22 protein-coding genes are annotated in these 20202 nt (G+C 35.6%); 12 read left to right on the forward strand and 10 right to left on the reverse strand.

From position 1 onward, the window contains the following. Window positions 1–265 precede the first annotated feature (265 nt). The 3 genes from QWT87_RS18955 (at window position 266) to QWT87_RS18965 (ending at window position 2446) form a co-directional block, all read left to right on the forward strand. A complete protein-coding gene (locus QWT87_RS18955) occupies window positions 266–802 on the forward strand; it encodes a nucleotide exchange factor GrpE (protein WP_076392462.1) in 537 nt (178 codons plus the stop codon). A 74-nt stretch (window positions 803–876) separates the two neighbouring features. Then, complete coding sequence (gene dnaJ, locus QWT87_RS18960; RefSeq protein WP_302718070.1) at window positions 877–1998, forward strand: molecular chaperone DnaJ; 1122 nt, start codon at window positions 877–879, stop codon at window positions 1996–1998. A 97-nt stretch (window positions 1999–2095) separates the two neighbouring features. Next, the gene (locus QWT87_RS18965; protein ID WP_185206245.1) at window positions 2096–2446 is read left to right on the forward strand and encodes a prevent-host-death protein; all 351 of its coding nucleotides are present in this window, start codon (window positions 2096–2098) and stop codon (window positions 2444–2446) included. A 77-nt stretch (window positions 2447–2523) separates the two neighbouring features. Here the strand turns inward: QWT87_RS18965 and QWT87_RS18970 are convergent, their stop codons facing one another. Then, window positions 2524–3423, reverse strand: coding sequence for a DUF808 domain-containing protein (locus QWT87_RS18970; RefSeq protein WP_268053602.1), 900 nt, complete (start codon window positions 3421–3423; stop codon window positions 2524–2526). A gap of 244 nt (window positions 3424–3667) precedes the next feature. On the opposite strand from QWT87_RS18970, the gene QWT87_RS18975 reads away from it, so the two are divergent. The 3 genes from QWT87_RS18975 (at window position 3668) to QWT87_RS18985 (ending at window position 5053) form a co-directional block, all read left to right on the forward strand. Then, on the forward strand, window positions 3668–3883 hold the full coding sequence (locus tag QWT87_RS18975; RefSeq protein ID WP_302718071.1) for a hypothetical protein: 216 nt from the start codon (window positions 3668–3670) through the stop codon (window positions 3881–3883). 46 nt (window positions 3884–3929) lie between these two features. Then, window positions 3930–4106: a hypothetical protein gene (locus QWT87_RS18980; protein ID WP_302718072.1), complete on the forward strand. Its 177-nt coding sequence runs from the start codon at window positions 3930–3932 to the stop codon at window positions 4104–4106. Window positions 4107–4180: 74 nt separating this feature from the next. After that, the gene (locus tag QWT87_RS18985; protein WP_302718074.1) at window positions 4181–5053 is read left to right on the forward strand and encodes an alpha/beta hydrolase; all 873 of its coding nucleotides are present in this window, start codon (window positions 4181–4183) and stop codon (window positions 5051–5053) included. Window positions 5054–5188: 135 nt separating this feature from the next. On the opposite strand, the gene QWT87_RS18990 is transcribed toward QWT87_RS18985, so the two are convergent. Together QWT87_RS18990 and prfB are read right to left on the reverse strand one after the other, a co-directional pair. Further along, the gene (locus tag QWT87_RS18990; protein ID WP_116547670.1) at window positions 5189–5896 is read right to left on the reverse strand and encodes a DedA family protein; all 708 of its coding nucleotides are present in this window, start codon (window positions 5894–5896) and stop codon (window positions 5189–5191) included. 84 nt (window positions 5897–5980) lie between these two features. Further along, the gene (gene prfB, locus QWT87_RS18995) at window positions 5981–7093 is read right to left on the reverse strand and encodes a peptide chain release factor 2 (RefSeq protein ID WP_302718076.1); all 1113 of its coding nucleotides are present in this window, start codon (window positions 7091–7093) and stop codon (window positions 5981–5983) included. 175 nt (window positions 7094–7268) lie between these two features. On the opposite strand from prfB, the gene QWT87_RS19000 reads away from it, so the two are divergent. Beyond that, entirely contained in the window at window positions 7269–7472 is a 204-nt protein-coding gene (locus QWT87_RS19000; RefSeq protein ID WP_273078832.1) for a hypothetical protein, read from the forward strand. Window positions 7473–7649: 177 nt separating this feature from the next. Here the strand turns inward: QWT87_RS19000 and QWT87_RS19005 are convergent, their stop codons facing one another. From QWT87_RS19005 to QWT87_RS19015, 3 genes are all read right to left on the reverse strand, one after another. Next, on the reverse strand, window positions 7650–7979 hold the full coding sequence (locus QWT87_RS19005) for a hypothetical protein (protein ID WP_302718079.1): 330 nt from the start codon (window positions 7977–7979) through the stop codon (window positions 7650–7652). A 13-nt stretch (window positions 7980–7992) separates the two neighbouring features. Further along, window positions 7993–9099 carry an NAD(P)/FAD-dependent oxidoreductase gene (locus QWT87_RS19010; RefSeq protein ID WP_302718080.1) on the reverse strand — a complete coding sequence of 369 codons (1107 nt, stop codon included), beginning with the start codon at window positions 9097–9099 and terminating at the stop codon, window positions 7993–7995. Window positions 9100–9484: 385 nt separating this feature from the next. Then, window positions 9485–10843: an AAA family ATPase gene (locus QWT87_RS19015; protein WP_302718082.1), complete on the reverse strand. Its 1359-nt coding sequence runs from the start codon at window positions 10841–10843 to the stop codon at window positions 9485–9487. 117 nt (window positions 10844–10960) lie between these two features. Between QWT87_RS19015 and QWT87_RS19020 the strand changes: the two genes are divergently transcribed. The 3 genes from QWT87_RS19020 to QWT87_RS19030 all read left to right on the forward strand — a co-directional run bounded on the left by QWT87_RS19020 (window position 10961) and on the right by QWT87_RS19030 (window position 13490). After that, on the forward strand, window positions 10961–11863 hold the full coding sequence (locus QWT87_RS19020) for an ABC transporter ATP-binding protein (RefSeq protein WP_302718084.1): 903 nt from the start codon (window positions 10961–10963) through the stop codon (window positions 11861–11863). 2 nt (window positions 11864–11865) lie between these two features. Then, entirely contained in the window at window positions 11866–12711 is an 846-nt protein-coding gene (locus QWT87_RS19025; RefSeq protein ID WP_087711329.1) for an ABC transporter permease, read from the forward strand. Between the two features lie 119 nt (window positions 12712–12830). Continuing rightward, window positions 12831–13490 (forward strand): hypothetical protein, encoded by a 660-nt coding sequence (locus QWT87_RS19030; RefSeq protein ID WP_302718087.1) that lies wholly within the window; start codon window positions 12831–12833, stop codon window positions 13488–13490. A gap of 120 nt (window positions 13491–13610) precedes the next feature. Here the strand turns inward: QWT87_RS19030 and msrB are convergent, their stop codons facing one another. The 4 genes from msrB to QWT87_RS19050 all read right to left on the reverse strand — a co-directional run bounded on the left by msrB (window position 13611) and on the right by QWT87_RS19050 (window position 16109). Then, a complete protein-coding gene (gene msrB / locus QWT87_RS19035; protein WP_302718089.1) occupies window positions 13611–14726 on the reverse strand; it encodes a peptide-methionine (R)-S-oxide reductase MsrB in 1116 nt (371 codons plus the stop codon). 14 nt (window positions 14727–14740) lie between these two features. Next, window positions 14741–15190 carry a DUF417 family protein gene (locus tag QWT87_RS19040; RefSeq protein ID WP_288460674.1) on the reverse strand — a complete coding sequence of 150 codons (450 nt, stop codon included), beginning with the start codon at window positions 15188–15190 and terminating at the stop codon, window positions 14741–14743. Window positions 15191–15270: 80 nt separating this feature from the next. Beyond that, complete coding sequence (locus tag QWT87_RS19045) at window positions 15271–15543, reverse strand: hypothetical protein (RefSeq protein WP_302718092.1); 273 nt, start codon at window positions 15541–15543, stop codon at window positions 15271–15273. An 11-nt stretch (window positions 15544–15554) separates the two neighbouring features. Then, window positions 15555–16109, reverse strand: coding sequence for an RNA polymerase sigma factor (locus QWT87_RS19050; protein ID WP_302718094.1), 555 nt, complete (start codon window positions 16107–16109; stop codon window positions 15555–15557). 493 nt (window positions 16110–16602) lie between these two features. Here QWT87_RS19050 and alaS point away from each other — a divergent pair, with 493 nt between their 5' ends. Both alaS and QWT87_RS19060 read left to right on the forward strand, forming a co-directional pair. Continuing rightward, window positions 16603–19206: an alanine--tRNA ligase gene (alaS, locus tag QWT87_RS19055; RefSeq protein ID WP_302718096.1), complete on the forward strand. Its 2604-nt coding sequence runs from the start codon at window positions 16603–16605 to the stop codon at window positions 19204–19206. Between the two features lie 118 nt (window positions 19207–19324). Continuing rightward, complete coding sequence (locus QWT87_RS19060; protein WP_302718098.1) at window positions 19325–20197, forward strand: hypothetical protein; 873 nt, start codon at window positions 19325–19327, stop codon at window positions 20195–20197. Window positions 20198–20202 lie beyond the last annotated feature (5 nt).

Below are 20202 nucleotides of genomic sequence, written 5' to 3' on the forward strand. Positions count from 1 at the left end.
TCGCCCCCCCCGCCAAAATACAGAAAATAGCGAGTGCGGAAAGCGGGAAAAAGCTTCTTAAAAACAAGAAAAACAGCTTTACTTTAAGTAATACTTAAAACCATTCCGTCAAAAAATTTTTACAAATTTTTGTCCCTCCTTCAGAGGAAAGACGTTTTTAGCCGCTCGTTATTCAATTGCAACAAATACTCAAAATCTGACGAAATGTCACGCTTTTTTCTTTGGCAGAATGTTTGTGAATAAAAAAGAAAATAAAGATTGAATTATGGTAAATCAGGATATTAACGAAGAAAGCATCAATAATCAAGAAGATACGAATATTCAGAACGAAGCGGCAACTGAGGAAAATGTGACAGCAAAACCTACGGCAGAGGAACTTTTGGCAGAAGAAAAGGATCGTTACATCAGGCTGTACGCAGAATTCGAAAATTATAAAAAAAGAACGAGCAAAGAGAAAATGGAGTTTTTCCAGTATGCAAATCAGGATATGATGATTTCTATGCTTGGCGTATTGGACGATTTTGAAAGAGCAATTAAAGAAATTGCGAAGAACGGAAATCCTGCTGATCTGCAAGGTGTTGAATTAATTTACAACAAATTCAAAAATAAACTGACAGAAAAAGGACTGAAAGCAATGGAAGTAAAAGCGGGAGACAGCTTTAATGTGGATTTCCACGAAGCGATCACTCAGATTCCTGCTCCGTCAGAAGATTTGAAAGGAAAAATCGTGGATGTTATTGAAACAGGATATACTTTAGGAGAAAAAGTGATCCGTTTTGCAAAAGTAGTTACAGGAAATTAACATAAGCAATAAGTGATGGGTAATAAGCAATTTTTGATATTACTCATTATTCATTACTAATTACTCATATAAAGATGTCAAAAAGAGATTATTACGAGGTTCTTGAGATCAGCAAATCTGCATCAGCCGACGAAATAAAGAAAGCATACCGTAAAATGGCCATTAAATATCACCCTGATAAAAATCCGGGCGATAAAGAAGCCGAAGAAAAATTTAAAGAAGCCGCAGAAGCTTACGAAGTTCTGAGCGACGAACAGAAGCGTGCGCGATACGACCAGTTCGGACACGCAGGAATGGGCGGAAACGGAGGCTTCGGAGGAGGCGGTTTCGGTGGCGGAATGAACATGGAAGATATTTTCAGCCAGTTTGGAGATATTTTCGGTGGCGGTTTCGGAGGATTCGGCGGTGGCGGCGGCGGTGGTCGTCAACAGGTAAAAGGTTCTAATTTAAGAATCAGAATTAAGCTGAATCTTGATGAAATGGTGAACGGAACGCAGAAAACCATTAAAGTAAAGAAAATGAAGATGGCAGAAGGTGCCACTTCAAAAACCTGCCCTACCTGTAACGGTTCCGGTGTGCAGCTTAAGGTTATGAATACGATGTTCGGACAGATGCAGACCCAAACAACATGCGGAACGTGTCAGGGAATCGGAAAAGTGGCAGATAAAATTCCTGCGGGAGCCAATGCTCAGGGATTGATTAAAGATGAAGAGGAAGTAACAATTAATATTCCGGCGGGAGCAAGAGACGGTATCCAGTTAAATGTAAGAGGAAAAGGTAATGATGCTCCTTTCGGCGGAATCCCGGGAGATTTACTGGTGATTATCGAAGAGGAAGTTGATAAAGTAATTAAAAGAGAAGGCGATAATCTTCATCAGGAATTGTATATTTCATTTGCTGAAGCGGCTTTGGGAACGAAAAAAGAGGTTCCTACAGTTGGCGGAAAAGTGAAAATTACGGTGGATGCAGGAACGCAATCCGGAAAAATTCTGAGATTAGCAGGGAAAGGTCTTCCAAGTATCGACAGCTACGGAAAAGGTGATATGTTTATCCACATCAATGTATGGACTCCGCAAAAACTTACGAAAGATCAAAAAGATTTCTTTGAAAAGCAGATGAACAGCGGAGAAATGGTAGCAGAACCATCCGGTAAAGAAAAAACTTTCTTTGATAAAGTAAAAGATCTTTTTAATTAACTATATTTATAGAGGCTTTTTTAAAGTCTCTTTTTTGAATTTTAAACTACTTTAAATTAAAAACCTGTACATATTGTACTTATTGTAAAAATTTCTCATGAACTACAAGCTTCAACTCCATACACCAGAATCTACGGCGAATCTTATTTTCAATACGATTACTTTTGATGCATTCAAAATTAATATTGTTGAGAGATATTTCGGACCTGCTAAAAAATCATGCGAGGTTTTATTTAAAGTAAGAACGCTGGATGACAAACTCGTAGAAAGAAGAGACGGAAATATGAGGGTAAAGATCAAGAATGAAGATCTTGAGACTTACAGACAACTTCTTTCTGTATTAAAATCCTATGAGTATAAAAATCATCTGATTAACAGAAAAAATGCAGACCAGGATTATGTACACTTTATTCTGCGACTGGTAATTATGAACTATGATCTGAACTAGGTAATTAAATTATCTTCGAAATAAAAAATTCGCGGCTTCGTAGAAGCCGCGAATTTTTACTATTATTGATCAATTTTCTATGCGCGTTTTACTAAAGAAAACAAAGCTTTTCCAATGGTGAAAACAGCCACGGCAAGCAATCCTCCTCCAAGTCCCAGAATCAATTCTTTAAGAACCGTAAGCATTTTATCTGAAGACCATGACGGTAGAATATGGTGGAAATACTCTATTCGGTGTGCAAAAATTCCTCCGGCAACCATAATCAGGGCAATGGTTCCGATCACTCCTAAAGCTTTAATGACTATTGGAAGTGCTTTTACAAGAAGATGTCCCAGTTTTCCGATAATTCCTTTATCGTTACTTTTTCTGATCAGTTTAAAGCCTGCATCATCCATTCTTACAATTAAAGCTACAATTCCGTAAACTCCTACTGTTGCAATAAAAGCAACCAACGAAGTTACCAGAATCTGGGTAATAAAAGGATGACTTTCTTCCAGCACTGTTCCCAAAGCAATAATTACAATTTCAATAGACAGAATAAAATCCGTAGTAATTGCAGACTTGATCTTTGCCTTTTCCGTTTCTTCAGAATTGGTATTCTTCTCCTCCACTTCTTCTACCACTTCATGCCCTTTTTTATCCCTGTGAAACAGAAACTCTATAATCTTTTCCACGCCTTCAAAAGCAAGATATAAACCTCCTAAAATTAAAACATAATTAATCGCAGGTGGATACAGCCAGTTCAGTACGAAAACAATCGGAAGAATGATGAGCTTATTAATGAATGATCCTTTTGTGATTGCCCAAAGTACAGGAAGTTCTCTGGACGAAAGAAAACCAGTCGCTTTTTCAGCATTTACAGCGAGATCATCTCCTAAGATTCCAGCCGTTTTCTGAGTTGCTATTTTACTTGTAACCGCCACATCATCCATTAATGCAGCAATATCATCCAAGATCGCAAAAAAACCAGATGCCATAAAATTTTAATATTTTTTTAATGTTTGTTAAAGGGCAAAAATAATTATTTAATTCGGTTTTTCACATGACTGACCGAGCTTTATTTAAACTTATCTATCGCTTAGTTAATCAAGATTAATTATTTTAAAATCTGTATATCAAATTGTATTCCTCATAATTTGTATATTCGTAATAATCATCAAAAAATACCATGAAACGTACAAGGCGAATTCTAATTTCAGCCTTTAAAATCAAAATATTACAATGATATATTATACCTTCGATGTAAAAAACACCAGCAATGAAGTTGTTTCAAAAGTGAAGATTGAAACTGAAAAGCTGATAGAAGTTTATGATGACGAAATGGAAATCTATCATAAGTATGGCAAAAAACTACCTCATGATGCTCCAAGACATATTGAATATCAAAATATCAACCGTTTACGGAAATTACTTTCGGAAGCAAAAAACAGATATTGATTTTGCAGAAAAAAATCAATATGTACAATCTTTTTCAATTAAAGTAATGATTCGCAAAGATTTTCATTCAATTTTTTGTAAAATATGCAGCAAAGAATATTCTCCTGAAGAAATTATTTACGAAACATGGTCTCGGGGAGAAAGTTTATTTGCTTCGGGAGGAAAAACTTTATTGTGTGAAAACAACCATTTTCTTTTCGGGTATATGGAATGGAACTCATAACAAAGTATACCTCAAAAAATAAAAATTTCTGGTATTATTAATTTTTAAATTTTAATTTTCTGTACATTTATTCCATGAAAAAGCTGATTCTTCGTTATCATTTCTTTGTGTTAGGTTTAATTGGCTTTATTCTGACTTCATGCAATACGAGAAAATTTAAAGTCTGGGTGGGAACGAATAACGAACAGAAAATTTACAATCTGAAATATGGCGACCATAAAAGGCAGAAAGCAGACATTTTTCTTCCTTCAGATTATCCTGAAAATTCTCCGGTTGTTTTATTAATTCATGGCGGAGCATGGACTCTGGGTAAAAAAGAACACATGATCCAGATTCAGAAAATGCTTTTTAAAAATAATATTCCGAGTATTAATATGAATTACCGGCTGGTTTCTAAATCAAAAAAAATCACGTACCGGGAACAGCTTGAAGACATCAACTCGGTGATTGCCAAATTCAACGAACTGGCGCAGAAAGCGGAGCTTCAACCCAACAATTATATCCTTTTGGGAGAAAGTGCAGGAGGTCATCTTGCTTTGCTGTATGGCTATCAAAATCCTGATAAAATTAAAAAAATCATCTCCTTAAGCGGACCGACAGATTTTTATTCTCCGGAATATCTCAATTCATTTTACTCCAAATATTCTTCACCGACCATCCAAAAAGTGGTGGGAACGAAATTTCTGCGAAAAAATTTATCGGAAGAATTTAAAAAAGCCAGTCCGATTGCCCATATTTCGAATGTTCCGACCCTTCATTTTCAGGGAAACCAGGATTTCTTAGTCAGCCCGAAACAGGGTATTGCTTTAGATTCTGCTTTAACAGCTCAAAATGTCCCTCATAAGTTTATTTTTATGGAAAATACAGGTCATGTGCCGAGATTTTTTAGCAGAAAGAAAAGAGACAGCATTATTTATCCCAATATCTTAGAATGGATTAAGGATTAGTTTCTGAAATCAGAATTTGGATTTTGAGTTTGGCTTTTCGTGCTTCTGTATTTGTCAAGAAGAATGAATCTTAAATATATCGCAGAAAATAACCCGCTCAAATGAACGGGTTAGATCTATTTTAAAAGTACTTTTTTATTTTTCGTCTTCATCAAAATTATGATTTTCATACTTGGAGAAGTCCTGTTTCTTGCCGAATAAAAATTTGATAATAACCGGAACTGTTGTTATAAGAACAATCACAATGATAATCAGTTCTAATTTTTTCTTAAGATCAATTCCGAACTGATCGATGAATAATTTATCCAGATAATGTCCTGCAAAAATCAATAAAAACGACCAGAGAACCGCCCCGATAATATTATCTCTTAAGAACGCCTTTTTATCCATCTTTACGATTCCTGCAACAATCGGGGTGAATGTTCTTACCACCGGTAAAAATCTTGCCATGATAATTGCCAAAGCTCCGTTTTTCTCAAAAAAATCGTGCGCCTGATAAAGATATTTCTTTTTAAACAACCATGTATCCTGCTTTTTATACAGAGCAGAACCTGTTTTTCTTCCGAAATAATAGCCTACTTCATTTCCAACAATTGCCGCTAAAGCTACAGAAGCCGCTAAAATAAATGTATCAAGAAAATCGCTCCCTGTGGAGCCGAAAGTCTCTCTGATGATATCAATTGAATAAATTCCCGAAACGAAAAGCAATGAATCGCCCGGTAAAAAAAATCCTACAAAAAGACCTGTTTCGGCGAAAATGATAAACAGAATGAGCCAAAATCCCCCAAGCTTGATATAAAACTCCGGATTTAATAAATCTTTCCAGCTATTGAAATCTTCCATACATTTTGATAAGTAGCAAAAATAGGATTAATAAACGTCAATCGGAAATTTATTATAAGATTTTAACGAAATTTAAACATCGTATTACAATTCCATATCATCATCTGAAACCGCCGTCCCATCCGCCATCAGGAAAGCTTTCAGGAACGGAGTGATGTTTCCGTTCATCACAGAATCCACATCTGAAGTTTCGTATCCGGAACGCACATCTTTTACCAGTTTATAAGGATGCATAACGTAGTTTCGGATCTGGCTTCCCCACTCGATCTTCATTTTATTGGCTTCGATCTCGTTACGGGCTTTCATACGCTCTTCCAGTTCCATTTCGTATAATCGGGAACGAAGCAACTGCATTGCTTTTTCCTTATTCTGAAGCTGGGAACGCGATTCTGAGTTTTCAATGATGATTCCTGTAGGTGCGTGACGAAGACGAACCGCAGTTTCTACCTTGTTTACATTCTGACCTCCCGCTCCGGAAGATCTCATGGTTTCGAATGAAATATCGGCAGGATTGATGTTGATTTCAATCGTATCATCCACCAAAGGATACACATACACCGAAACGAAACTCGTATGACGCTTCGCATTGGAATCGAAAGGCGAAATTCTTACAAGACGGTGAACCCCGTTTTCTCCTCTTAAATAGCCGAATGCAAATTCTCCTTCAATTTCCAGCGTTACGGTCTTTACTCCGGCAACATCCCCTTCCTGAAAATTCAGTTCACGGATCTTATAGCCCTGTTTTTCCGACCACATCGTGTACATTCTCATCAACATCGAAGCCCAGTCGCAGCTTTCTGTTCCTCCTGCTCCGGCTGTAATCTGTAAAACGGCTGAAAGCTCATCCCCTTCATTGGAAAGCATATTTTTGAACTCAAGGTCTTCGATTTTTTCAACCAGTTTAGGAAAAGTTTCGTCCAGTTCTTTCTCAGAATCCGGATCTTCTTTGGCAAATTCTGCCAAAACCTGTAAATCTTCAAACTGGGTATTGATTTCGTCATACGCTTCCACCCACTTCTTTTTGGAACGGAGCTGTTTCAGAAATCCTTCAGCTTCTTTTGGATTGTCCCAAAATTCAGGAGCTGCTGTTTTTTCATCATCATTAGAAATTTCTATCTTCTTTTTATCGATCTGAAGATATTTATGTAAATCATCAATTCTTGACTGAATTTCTTTTATCTGGTCGCTGTTAATCACGATTGTTTATTTTTTGCAAAAATACGGATAAAATTATGAGTAAAGAAAATTAGTCATAAACGTCATTTTTAGTTATATTTACTCCAGATGATATTATATGAATAAAAATGAAATGAATTTCATAATCAACGAGCATAATAGCAGGTTGATTATATTAAACAAATTTCTTTACTCGATGAATTTAATTGCCAGTGCTTCTAAAAACTCTCTTATGCACTTTGCAGAAAAGTTATTACAACAATTGGAAAAAGAAGCTGAATATGATAAGCTGAAAGCAATTATAGAATGGGAACTCTGTGTAAGTTATGGTCTGTCTTTAGGTGAATTCAATTCAGAAAAAATAACCCATGATGTTTTTGATTGGTGGGAAAATCTTTAACATTAATTCAGAAAACTATTATTTCTTAATTATTTTGGCTGCAAGCATTTTTTCCAGATCTTTCTTAGATCTTTTTACTTTCAATCTTGAAACCTAACATTGTTAAAAGATATACAAATAACAACATGAAAAAAGGAAGCAAAATATCTATAGAAATTTCACTCTGTGTAAGAGTCATTAATTAAAAAAAAATAGTACAAACGAGCACCAAAACAATAAAAATCCAAACACAGCCCAATCCAACCGCATTTTAACTTCGATTTGAGTTTCATTATTATTTCTTTGAATTGTTCCTGTTATTTGCGGGAGAAAAGAATTTCTGTTTTTTATAATTCGGTTAATTTCAAAACTATTTCCGTTGATAAAACCTTCGTATTCTTTCGTTGGATTGCCATTAAATTTAAAACGGTTTCTCTTTGTCTGCATATAATCAGAAAGTTTCACAATAACCTCTTTTTCTGATAGATCAGTTTGATAAATTAAATGTTCAAAAGGTAAATATTTCATTAAATACTTTTATTTAAATCATTTCCGCTACAATCTCCCCGATTTTCGGAGCCAGCGCAACGCCCATTCCCGAAAGGCGGACTGCGCAAAACTGTCTTTCTGAAAGCTGTTTTACAATCGGTGTTTTTTCGGTTCCCATTGCCATAATTCCTGACCAGCGATGAGCGATTTCAACATGCTGATTGGGTAAAATGACTTCTTTCAAAAAATTTTCAAGATGATTCTGCAAAAATTCTGTGGTTTCAAAAGATGTGGTTTCTTCTGTTTTAAAATCCTGATTTCTTCCGCCTCCCAATAAAATTCGGTTTCCGAGATTTCTGAAATAATAAAAACCTTCATCATAATGGAATGTTCCTTTTAATTTCAGATGTTCAATCGGATCCGTTAGAATAATCTGTCCTCGAGCCGGAATAATTTCTTCCTTGTCTAAAAATCTTGAAGCAAAAGCATTCGTACAGTGTATTAACTGATCTGTCTTCACAGAAAGATTTTTTGAAAAATGAACTTCAATTTCATCTGAATGTTCCGTGATATTTTCAACTTCGGTTCCGAAGAGAAATTCAACTTTTAATTCGTGACACTTTTCCAGTAATTTTTGAAGGAGTTTCCCGGAATGAAGACTTCCTTCACACGGATTTTCAATGAGATATTGAGATTTTCCCAAACCAAATTCCTGAATTTTATGTTGGCTTAAAAAATAGGTTTCTTCAATATTGGTAATGGGTTTCAGCTTTTGATTCACTTCATCCATCTTTTGTAAAGGCTCATCATGGTTAAGAATTTCAAAACCGCCATTCAGATCAAAATCTATTTCCGAATTTTTAAAATAGTGCTGAATTTTCTGCAAACCGTCTAACTTCATCTTTACAAGGTCTAGTGTTTTTTTCCAGCCCATTTTTTCAGAATCGGCAATTATTTCCGTTAAACTTCCGAAACACGCAAATCCTGCATTTCTCGTGGAAGCGCCCATCGGAACAGAATCTCGTTCAATGATCAAAACAGATTTTTCGGGATATTTTTCTTTAATGGAGATTGCCGTCCAAAGTCCCGTAAAACCGGCTCCGATAATAATAACCTCGCGTTTTCTGTAAAAAGTTTCAAGTTCCCAGATGCTGTTCATAAGTAATTTGTAGTGAATGGTTAACGGTGAATTTGCTTTGCTTATGAATTTTTTTAAACTCTATAATTGACTTAAGTTTGATTTAAAACAATACAAAAACCTTAATAGAATGAGACTTTAGTCCAAACTCATATTTTAATTTTTATTAAACTCAACTTATGGTAATTTATTTAAACACATAAGTCACATAAGATTAAAATCAACTTGAAATTATAGGTAAGAACACTTTAGTTTCTGAAAATCTTTGATTTTCCTTATGTGATCTTCTATTCAATATTTAGTTAAAAACTCATGTGACTTATGTGTTTAATTTAAATAGTTTGTAAATCATTTAAAATCAACAAATAACCTGCAACGCAAAATTCAAAAACGAAGAAATTCCCTTTTATCCCTGACTTCCCTCTTCTTCGCCGTTATGATGAAATCCGATGATTCTTCTTGGTTCTTCAACTGCTTTGTAAGTATCCAGTTCTTTTTTAAGATTCTGAATTCTCTGCTGGAACTGATCAAAATTATTGATGATCGCATCTGCTAAAAATCTCGCAATCTGATCCAGATATTCTTCCGTCAGTTTCGCTGCTGCATCTCTTAAAGCGCCTTTTAAAAGTTTCTGATCGATCTTTAAATTTTCGTTCCGCGTTTTCTGATATTCGTTTTTAATTCTTTTTTTCAGACTTTGGGTAAAATCGATCAGCATCGTATTGCTGAATACTTTCATTTGTGAAGAAACCTCATTCCAGAAAGGAATTTTATCGGCTTTGTTGTTTTTTAAAATCTTAAACAGCAAAGAATCTTTCTCCAGATTTTTCGTCATGGCATATAAAATGATTTCAGATCTTTCCACAAGATTAGGCGGAAAAACAGGAATCATGACATCGAATCTTCCGGGAGCCAGAATTTCTTCATTAATTTCAGAAACGGAATTTGCAGATCCTATCATTAAAAGATTCCCCTGCTCAAATTTCGAAATATAATGCAGAATAAGTTCTTGTGTTTCCAGATTACAGGAAGCGACATTATTGTCTGCTTTCCTTGCCATCATAATTTCATCAAAGTCTTCCAGAAACAGCAGAATTTTGTCTTTTTTCATGATGGTTACCAGAAAATCATTGAAATTGGTCTGAATTCCGTCTACAAAAGAGGTTCCGAGGTAATGTTTTTTAACTTCTTTAAATTGATAGCCTATAATTTCTGCAATTTTATTTGCCCAGAAAATCTTACCGCTTCCGGGAGGTCCGTAAAGAATAATTCCGGCAGGTTTATTGATTCCCCAGTCTTTAATCTGCTGCGGATTTAAAAACGGTTCCAGAGCGCCTGAAATATAGAAGAAAAGATCTCTGTAGCCGATGAAATCTCTTTTTTGAAGGCTGGTTTTATGCCCGAAGTAATCGTATACAAACTGATAATTTCCGCCCAGTTTGTTATCGATTCCGTAGCTTGAAATGGAAGATTTGAAGAAACCGTTGTCAAAAATATTTGGATCGGCTTCTTTAATGGCTTTTTCTATTTTTTCTTTGGGCTGATTGATGGTTTCCGCAATCTGTTCCAGTGTTTTTGTTTTGTCTAAATCTTTTTCGTAAAGTTTTAAAAATTCGATGTTTTCGCGCGCAAACTTTTCAAAATCCTCTTTTACTTCAAAATTTGTGCTTATGCATTCTGTAAGCTCAAGATCAAAATCCTGAATAAACTGTTTGATCGCTTCGGCAGAAACATTAAGTTCTTTTGCCAGTTCAATTAACTTCATAATTCCCTATTAATTCTATCAAATTTAATGTTTTTAGAAATTAAATTTTACGGATTGATGATATAATTTGTAACAAAACGTGAATTATATACACTACTACTATGTAAAACAAATTACATGGAAAAAATTTTATCAGTAAAGAATCTGACTAAAAAATTCAAGAGAATCGTGGTAAACAATATCTCCTTTGATGTGGAAAAGGGGAATGTTTACGGACTTTTAGGACCGAACGGAAGCGGAAAATCCACCACTTTCGGGATGCTGCTTTCTACGATTAACCCGACAAGCGGAGAATGGTACTGGTTTGGAAAAAAAGGAACTGATCCGGATACGCTGAAAAAAATCGGGGCGATTATAGAACAGCCTAATTTTTATCCTTATCTGAATGCGGAGACGAATCTTAAAATTGTTGCCGAAATTAAAGGAACGCCTTATTCCAGAATTGATGAAGTGCTGAAAACGGTTAATCTTCTGGAAAGAAAAAAGGATCCTTTCCGAACGTATTCTCTGGGAATGAAACAGCGTCTTGCGATTGCTTCGGCGATGCTGAACAATCCGGAGGTTCTTATTCTGGATGAGCCGACAAACGGTCTTGATCCTGAAGGAATTATCCAGATCAGAGATATCATTAATAATATTGCAAAACAGGGCATTACGATTATTATTGCGAGTCACCTTCTGGATGAAATTGAAAAAATATGCAGTCATGTAATTGTTTTGAAGGAGGGAAATTCCATCTATTGCGGAAGGGTGGATGAGATGACCGCCAATAATGGTTATTTTGAATTGAAAGCAGACAACAATACATTACTTTTAAATGCACTGAATGAGCTGCAGTGGTTTACTGCGGTAAATCCGGAAGGCAATATTCTGAAAGCACAGATCCGTGATGATGCTTCTATTTCGGCTTCGGCGCTGAACCAGAAACTGGCTGAAAAAGGGATTTTCCTGTCTCATTTAACGAAGAAAAAACTGTCTCTTGAATCTCAATTCCTTGAACTTGTAAAAAACACAAAATAATCATGCTAAAATTACTAAAACTAGAATATTACAAAAACCTGAACTACAGACCGTTTAAGGTTTTTACGATCTTATATTTTGCGATTCTTATTACTTTGCTTTTCGTCGGACTGGTGGATTTTGATGCTTTCGGAGGAAAGATTAATTTGAAAGAGCAGGGAATTTATAATTTTCCGGGAATCTGGAATTTCACAACATGGATTGTGGCTTTGCTGAAGATTTTCTTAGGATTAATCATTGTTTTTTCGATTTCGCAGGAATTCAGCAACCGGATGTTTAAGCAGAACACGATTGACGGTTTAAGCAGAAAGGAATTCATCAGCTCTAAATTGTTAACGATAAGTATTTTCACGATTATTTCCACAGTTATTGTATTTGCGCTTACTTTGTTTTTAGGATATCAGTATTCCGATACGACAGATTCAGGAAAAGTTTTTGAAGAGGTTTTCTTTATCGGCAATTATTTTGTGAAGCTGTTTACATTTTTCTGTTTTCTGATGTTTCTTTCGGTTTTACTGAGAAAATCGGTCTTTGTTTTTCTTGCATTCTTTGTTTTGTGGATTGCAGAAAGCATTTTGTCGACCATAGAAGTTTTTTCAAAAGTAAGAGGAACACAGGAAGCGGAACGATTAAAGATTATGAAAGACGATTTCTTCATCAGTCATCTTTTTCCTCTGGAAAGTATGTCGAGCCTTATTCCCAATCCGATGATGCGTTTAAAAGCAGCGCAAATCTTTGGCGGAAAATATGAATTCCACTATCCTACCGAAAGTTTAGTTGCGTGTCTGGTTTGGTGTGCGATTTTTATTTTCGGGTCGTACTGGATTCTCAGAAAGAAGGACTGGTAATTTATTTGAAACATTCAACACAATATATTCAGATTATTTTTTAAGTGGTTCGTTTTTACGGATCACTTTTTTGCTTTTTTGGCTTAAAATTTTCATTCAGATGAAATTAAATTATAACCATGAAAAAGATCTATTATTTTCCTGGACTGATCAGTGCTTTGCTGATTCCTGTTCTGTTTTGGTATTATATTCATCCATATATTGATAAAACAGTTTATAATGTGGTTGACATTGGACTCCCTGCGAAACTTAGAAAAGACAATTATAATCAGAATGCTACCTTTGAACCACTAAGAAACTGGAATTACAAGAAAATTGCCGTTCCTCCAAATGAAGCCAAAAATAATTCGGATTTTTTTGTTTCCGAAATCAAAGCAATGCAGAAAAGAAATGAGAAAAATTCCGGAATTGAATTTATTCTTTCTGACAAAAATACTTATGCAGATCTCATTTCCATTTTAAATGATATGCACATTTCGAAAAATGATATGTATGCTATAGATACAGAGAAAACCGGAAATATTTTTGCAGTTCATTATTATGTTGAACCAACTAAAGAAAAAGAATCCGAATATCTTTTGTGCAATGACTTGATTTACAAAGTTGAAGAACCTACTTTTATGGATAAGTTTTTAGCCTTTAATCAACATTTCCAAACAGTTTTTGAAAATGTATCTGAACTTCCAAAAGGAGCTTACTATATTTTATTTGCTTTTCTATTGTTTCTGAATATTTCCATGTTAAGCATTAAAGAACGATTTCTGCTAAAACTCCGATAGATTCTTCAATGCGTTCCACTTCGTTCTGCTCCTTTCTGAATGACAGAGTATTAAATTTAAAGGGTAAACATAAAAAGGCTGCCTTTCGGCAGCCCCTTCAATCACCTCTTCACTTAACACTTACTGTTTATCTTTATCGAGTAAAGAAATATATTCTCCGTAACCTTTTTCCTGCATTTCCGCTTTCGGAATAAATTTCAGGGAAGCAGAATTGATGCAGTAACGAAGTCCGCCTTTGTCTGCGGGACCGTCATTGAAAACGTGTCCCAAATGCGCATCTCCTGTTTTACTTCTCACCTCCACTCTCGTCATTCCGTGAGAACGGTCTAACTTCTCTTCGATTAATTTTTTGGTAATCGGCTTAGAAAAACTTGGCCATCCACAACCTGATTCGAATTTATCGGTTGAGATAAACAAAGGTTCACCTGTGGTAATATCTACATAAATTCCTTCGCGGGTTTCATCCCAGTATTCGTTCTGGAAAGCTCTTTCCGTACCGTTTTCCTGAGTAACGTTATACTGTTCGGCAGTCAGTTTTTCCTTTAAAGCTTTTTTATCCTGCTTCTGATATTTATTTTCTTTGGCTTCCTTTGTTTCTTTTTTTGGCGGATTGGCGTTTCTTGCCATTTCAAACAATCCCGGTTCGATGTGGCAGTATCCTCCCGGATTTTTATCCAGATAATCCTGATGATAATCTTCCGCTTTATAGAAATTCTTCAAAGGAATGGTTTCCACCACGACTGGTTTGCTGTAATTTTTAGCCAGTTTTGCCACTTCAGCTTTTACGATCGCTTCCGTTTCTTTGTCTGTGGAATAAATTCCCGTTCTGTATTGGTTTCCTCTGTCATTTCCCTGTTTGTCAATGCTTGTAGGATCTATGGTTTTAAAATACAGATCAATTAATAGTTTTAAATCTACTACTTCAGGATCGTATTTCACTTTTACGGTTTCGGCAAAACCTGTGGTGTGGCTTACCACTTCCTCATATGTAGGATTTTTTGTATTTCCGTTGGCATAGCCTACCTCTGTTCCTACGACTCCGCGAACCTGCTGAAAAAAGTGCTCGGTTCCCCAGAAACATCCTCCCGCAAAATAAACTTCTTTTACATTTTTATTGTCCATAATGGTCTCATTTTCTTTTTTATTTTCTGTGGATTTTTGCTTTGCATCTCCACAGCTTGTCGCAAAAACTGCTATTCCCAGTACTACACTGAGCAGAATTAGTATGTTCTTCATTTTTATTTTATTATTCATTTTTTCACATTTAAAATCATTAAACCAAATCCTAAAAGCATCAGATCTTTTACGATAAAAAAATCTGTTACAGGAATTCCGTCTACCATTTTCCAAACTCCGGGAGTTGTAAACAAATAGCTCAAAGTAGTAAGGAAGGTAACGATCATTCCGATGGCGGCGTACTTTCTGAGTGATGCAAATTTCACACTAAAAATTAAAAGTAATGCAATGATAATTTCTATCACTCCGATAGCATTAGACACTGCCTGAATGCTTACAATATCATATACGAAAAAAGTAAGGAAATGGTTTTCTACCAAAGGTTTTATCGCGTTCGCTTCTGTGGGTGTGAATTTGAAAATTCCGATCCAGAGCAGAATGATGGCAGCTCCGAAAAGTGAGATGTAATACCCTGCTTTTCCGGCAAGGTTTCTGTTATCGATTTTAAGTGCAGTTCCGTTCATTTTTTTTAGATTTTGAGTTAATACTTTATTATTTTCAAAAGTATAGTCGGAACGTTTTCAAAATCCTGACAAAAATTTTATTAAAGATCTAATTTTTTAATCATCTTTTCTTTAAAATCCTGAATTTCAGAATCATGAATTTTACTTTTTTCTTCATTAAAAAGTTTTCTTTTTAAAATTTCATCTAAAATTTCCAGCTTTTCTTTATAAGCTCTGCACCATTTACAGATTTTCAGATGCATGGAAAGTTTTCGATTCTCTTTTGAAGAAATGTTGCCTGCGTTTCTTTTTTCCATGAGCATGGTTGCTTCACTGCATGGTAAAAATAGGATATGGATTAGTTTTTTTAACATTTTAAAAGCATTTATAATTGAGCAAACCAGTTAAATTCCAGACATTCTCTGAGCTGCATTCTGCCTCTCTGCAGAATCTTCCAAAGATTAGTCGTAGAAATATTCAGTTCCTGACTTACTTCGGGTGCTTTTTTTTCTTGAAGATAATACATTTTCATCGGAAGTTTCCACCGAACGGGCAATTCTTCCAGACAATCTTCCAATATTGTATTAAATTCTGTATCATCCAAAAGTTCTGTTCCTTTATTTTCAGCATTCCAGTCATTCAGCACATCGTCATTTTTCCACGATCCGGTTTCATCAAAAAAATGATCCAGTCTTATCTGTGGTTCCGATTTGTATTTTTTGCGGTAAAAATCGACAACCTTTCTGTTTAGAATCGTCATTAACCACGTTAAAGGCTGACTTTTCCCTTCAAAAGATTCGTATGACGAAAAAGCAGAGATAAAAACCTCCTGAACAATATCTTCCGCCTCCACTCTATCCGACAATAGATAAACAGCTCTTCTCAGCAACTGCCCGGAATACTGATCGATCCAGTTCTTAATGGTTTCATTTTTTGTCATTGATTTAAATTTATAAAAAATCAGCACATTTTTACAGTTAAAAACGAATATAGAAAGTTAAATGATAAACTGCAAAGTTTTCATCAAACTTATCTGAACGTTGTATTTGTCATGCTGAAAGCATCTAAGCAATAATATCAAACACAAATGTCACAAATCCTGACACCAATAACCCGATTCTGATAAAATTATATCTCGTGTTGTGCAATTTACATGCTTTCATCATGACAAATGATGGTTTATTATGATAAATGGTGAAAATTATGACCGTAATTTAGCCCCGATTGCAATGAAAATCCCGCAGTGAAGCGGCGGAGCAAAGCGGAGCCGCGCAATGAGGAATTGCAATGGAAAGCGGGAAAAAGCTCCTGAAAATGTTTCAGATTATTATACAAATCTTAGCAAAAGTATCAAATATTTAAAACTAAATCACTCAAAAACATTAAATTTGCATCTTATCAAAATTGTAAAAAGCAAAGCAATATATAGTATTATGACATCACAAGAGATTCGTCAAAAATTTTTAGATTATTTTAAAAGTAAAGAACACCTTATCGTTCCTTCGGCTCCTATTGTGCTGAAAGACGATCCTACCCTTATGTTTTCCAACTCGGGAATGACGCAGTTTAAAGATTATTTTTTAGGTTATAAAGAGCCTAAAGCCCCAAGAATTGCCGATACCCAGAAATGTTTAAGAGTTTCCGGAAAGCACAATGATCTGGATGATGTAGGTAGAGATACCTATCACCACACCATGTTTGAAATGTTGGGGAACTGGTCTTTTGGTGATTATTTTAAAAAAGATGCTATTGCTTTTGCCTGGGAATTGCTGACAGAAGTGTACGGAATTCCTAAAGAGAATCTTTACGTAACCATTTTTGAAGGAGATGCTTCTGAGAACCTAGAAAGAGATCAGGATGCTTACGACTTCTGGAAATCCCATATTTCTGAAGACAGAATCATCAACGGAAACAAGAAGGACAATTTCTGGGAAATGGGCGCAAGCGGACCTTGCGGACCGTGTTCTGAAATTCATGTTGACCTGAGAACTCCGGAAGAAAAAGCTAAAGTTTCCGGTCTTGAATTGGTGAACAATGACCATCCTCAAGTGGTGGAAGTCTGGAATCTCGTTTTTATGGAATTCAACAGAAAAGCTGATGGTTCTTTGGAAAAACTTCCTGCACAACATGTTGATACCGGAATGGGCTTCGAACGTCTTTGTATGGCGCTTCAGGGAAAATCTTCCAATTATGACACGGATGTTTTTACCCCTTTAATTGCTAAAGTAGAAGAACTTTCAGGAAAAAAATATACCGGAATTTTAAAAGACGAAAAAGACATTGCGATTCGTGTTGTGGTAGATCACATCAGAGCAGTTTCTTTTGCCATTGCGGATGGACAATTGCCTTCAAGCGGAGGTGCAGGTTACGTTATCCGAAGAATTTTAAGAAGAGGAGTTTCCTACTCTTACAGATTCTTAGATATGAAGGAACCTTTCCTTTATAAATTGGTTGCCATTCTTCAGGAACAAATGGGTAAATTCTTCCCTGAACTTGAAAAACAGGGAGCTTTGGTTACAGAAGTGATCAAAAGCGAAGAAGAATCTTTCTTAAGAACCATTGAAAACGGACTGATAAGAGTTGAAAAATTAATTCAGCAGACCATTGAAAGCAATTTGAAGGTACTTCCAAGCAATGAAGTTTTCGAATTGTATGACACTTACGGTTTTCCGGATGATTTGACGAGAATTATTGCTGAAGAAAAAGGCTTAACGATTGATGAAGCAGGTTTTGAAGCGAGAAAGAAAGAGCAACAGGATCGTTCAAGAGGCGGTGCTGAACAAAAAGTCCACGACTGGGTAATTCTTGAGGAAAAAGCAGAAAATTTTGTAGGCTACGACCAATTAGAATCTGAAACCTACATCACAAGATACCGAAAAATAGAAAATAAAGACGGAGAATTTTATCAGGTGGTTCTAAGCGAAACGCCTTTCTATCCTGATGGCGGCGGACAGGTGGGAGATAAAGGTCTTCTTGAAAACGCCACGGAAAGTTTTGAGGTTCTGGAAACCAAAAAAGAAAACGGACTGATTATTTCGTTAATTAACGGTCTTCCGAAAGATGCAGGAGCTGTTTTCTATGCTAAAGTAAATGCTGCAGAAAGAAAAAATTCTCAGGCAAACCACTCTGTAACGCACTTACTGCATGAAGCGCTAAGAGAAGTTCTGGGAACGCATGTGGAACAGAAAGGTTCTTACGTAGGTCCCGATTATCTGCGTTTCGACTTCTCCCACTTCAACAAAATGACGGAAGAAGAACTGGCTTTGGTTGAAAATAAAGTGAATACAAAAATCAAAGAAAGTATTGCTTTGCAGGAATTCAGAAGCATCCCGATTCAGGAAGCTTTAGACAAAGGTGCAATGGCTTTATTTGGGGAAAAATACGGAGACAATGTAAGAATGATCCAGTTTGGAAGTTCGAAAGAACTTTGCGGTGGAACTCACGTAAAAAATACCAGCGAAATCGGTCATTTTAAAATTCTTTCCGAAAGTTCTGCCGCAGCAGGAATCAGAAGGATTGAAGCAATCTCCGGAGACGAATCTGAAAAATATTTCAAAAATCTTGAAAAACAGGTTACAGAACTTTCTCAGTTGTTAAAATCCAAAGACATCATCCGTTCGATTGAAAAGCTGATGGAAGAAAATGCTTCTTTAAAATCTGAAGTGGAAGCTTTCAAGAAAGAAAAAGCAAAAGGAGAAATCGGCGACTGGAAAAATGCTTACGAACAAAAAGGAGACAAACAGCTTTTGGTAAAGAAAACGTCTCTTGATGCAGGTTCTGTAAAAGACATCGTATTCCAGTTGAAGAGAGAAATCCCGACTTCGGTAACAGTAATTCTTTCTGATGCAGACGGAAAACCAATGATTACCGTGGGTGTTTCAGATGATCTGGCTGCAAATTATCAGGCAGGAGCTATCGTAAAAGATTTAGCGAAAGAAATCCAAGGCGGAGGCGGCGGAAATCCGGGCTTTGCAACAGCAGGAGGAAAAAATCTTGAAGGTCTTGAAAATGCTTATCAGAAGGCTTTGAATATTTAATAGAGATAACATGCAGTGTAAAAATTTGTTTCTATTTACTTTCACATTTTTATATTTAATCTTTCCGGCGCAAAAGGTTCAGTATGACATTCCGGATTTGTTAAAAAGTGAGATAAATATGGACAAATATAAATTGATTGTCGATTTGGCAGTTTTGGAAATTTCCAAACATGAAAAAGTTCTTTCTGTAGAAAATGGGATTTTTAAAACTGATAAAAATGCAAACTACGGCATTGATAATTTAATTTATAAATCCAAAAACATCAATGAAAAAGCTGCTCTAAACTCCATTATCAAAGAGCATTTTAATGCACTTTTTGATTCAAGGAACTTTTCAGATAATCTGGATCTTAAAAACTTTGAAAAAATCAGGCAATATTTAAGTTTACGTTTATATCCGAAGTCATATTTTGAGGAATATTTGAATAACAGAAACTGTATTTATAAAATAGATTTAGAGGACGTCTATACTGTTTTAATGCTTGATCTGCCTACGGCTTTTACGAATGTACAGAGAGAAGCATTTGAAAGCTGGAAGAAAAATGAATTGGAGGTTTTTTCAATAGCACAGGAAAATATCAATAAGCAAAACGTTGAAAAAGTGACCCAGACTGTTGAATTCGGAGGCACAAATGTTCAAATAAATTTTATTGGTGATGAAACATACGCAGCAAGCTACGGACTGGATTTAATTCATAATTCGCCAGATTTTGTTGGAAATCTGGGAGCTGTAGTTGCATTTCCAAACAACGGAATCATTAATGTCTGCAAAATTACAACTGATCATCCGCTGGATTTCGTAAAATTTATACAGGGAACAAAAAGTTTGGTCAAAAAATTTCATGATGATCATCCTTACCCTGTTTCAACTGATTTTTTCTGGTATTACAAAGGAAAATTTAAAAAGATAAATGTTTTTGAAAATTCGGACGGAAAAATAGATGTTACCGCTCCTAACGAACTTTCTGATCTTTTGGTGAAGCTAAAATAATCTGA

It is taken from the genome of Chryseobacterium urinae (assembly GCF_030518295.1).
Lineage (GTDB): Bacteria > Bacteroidota > Bacteroidia > Flavobacteriales > Weeksellaceae > Chryseobacterium > Chryseobacterium mucoviscidosis.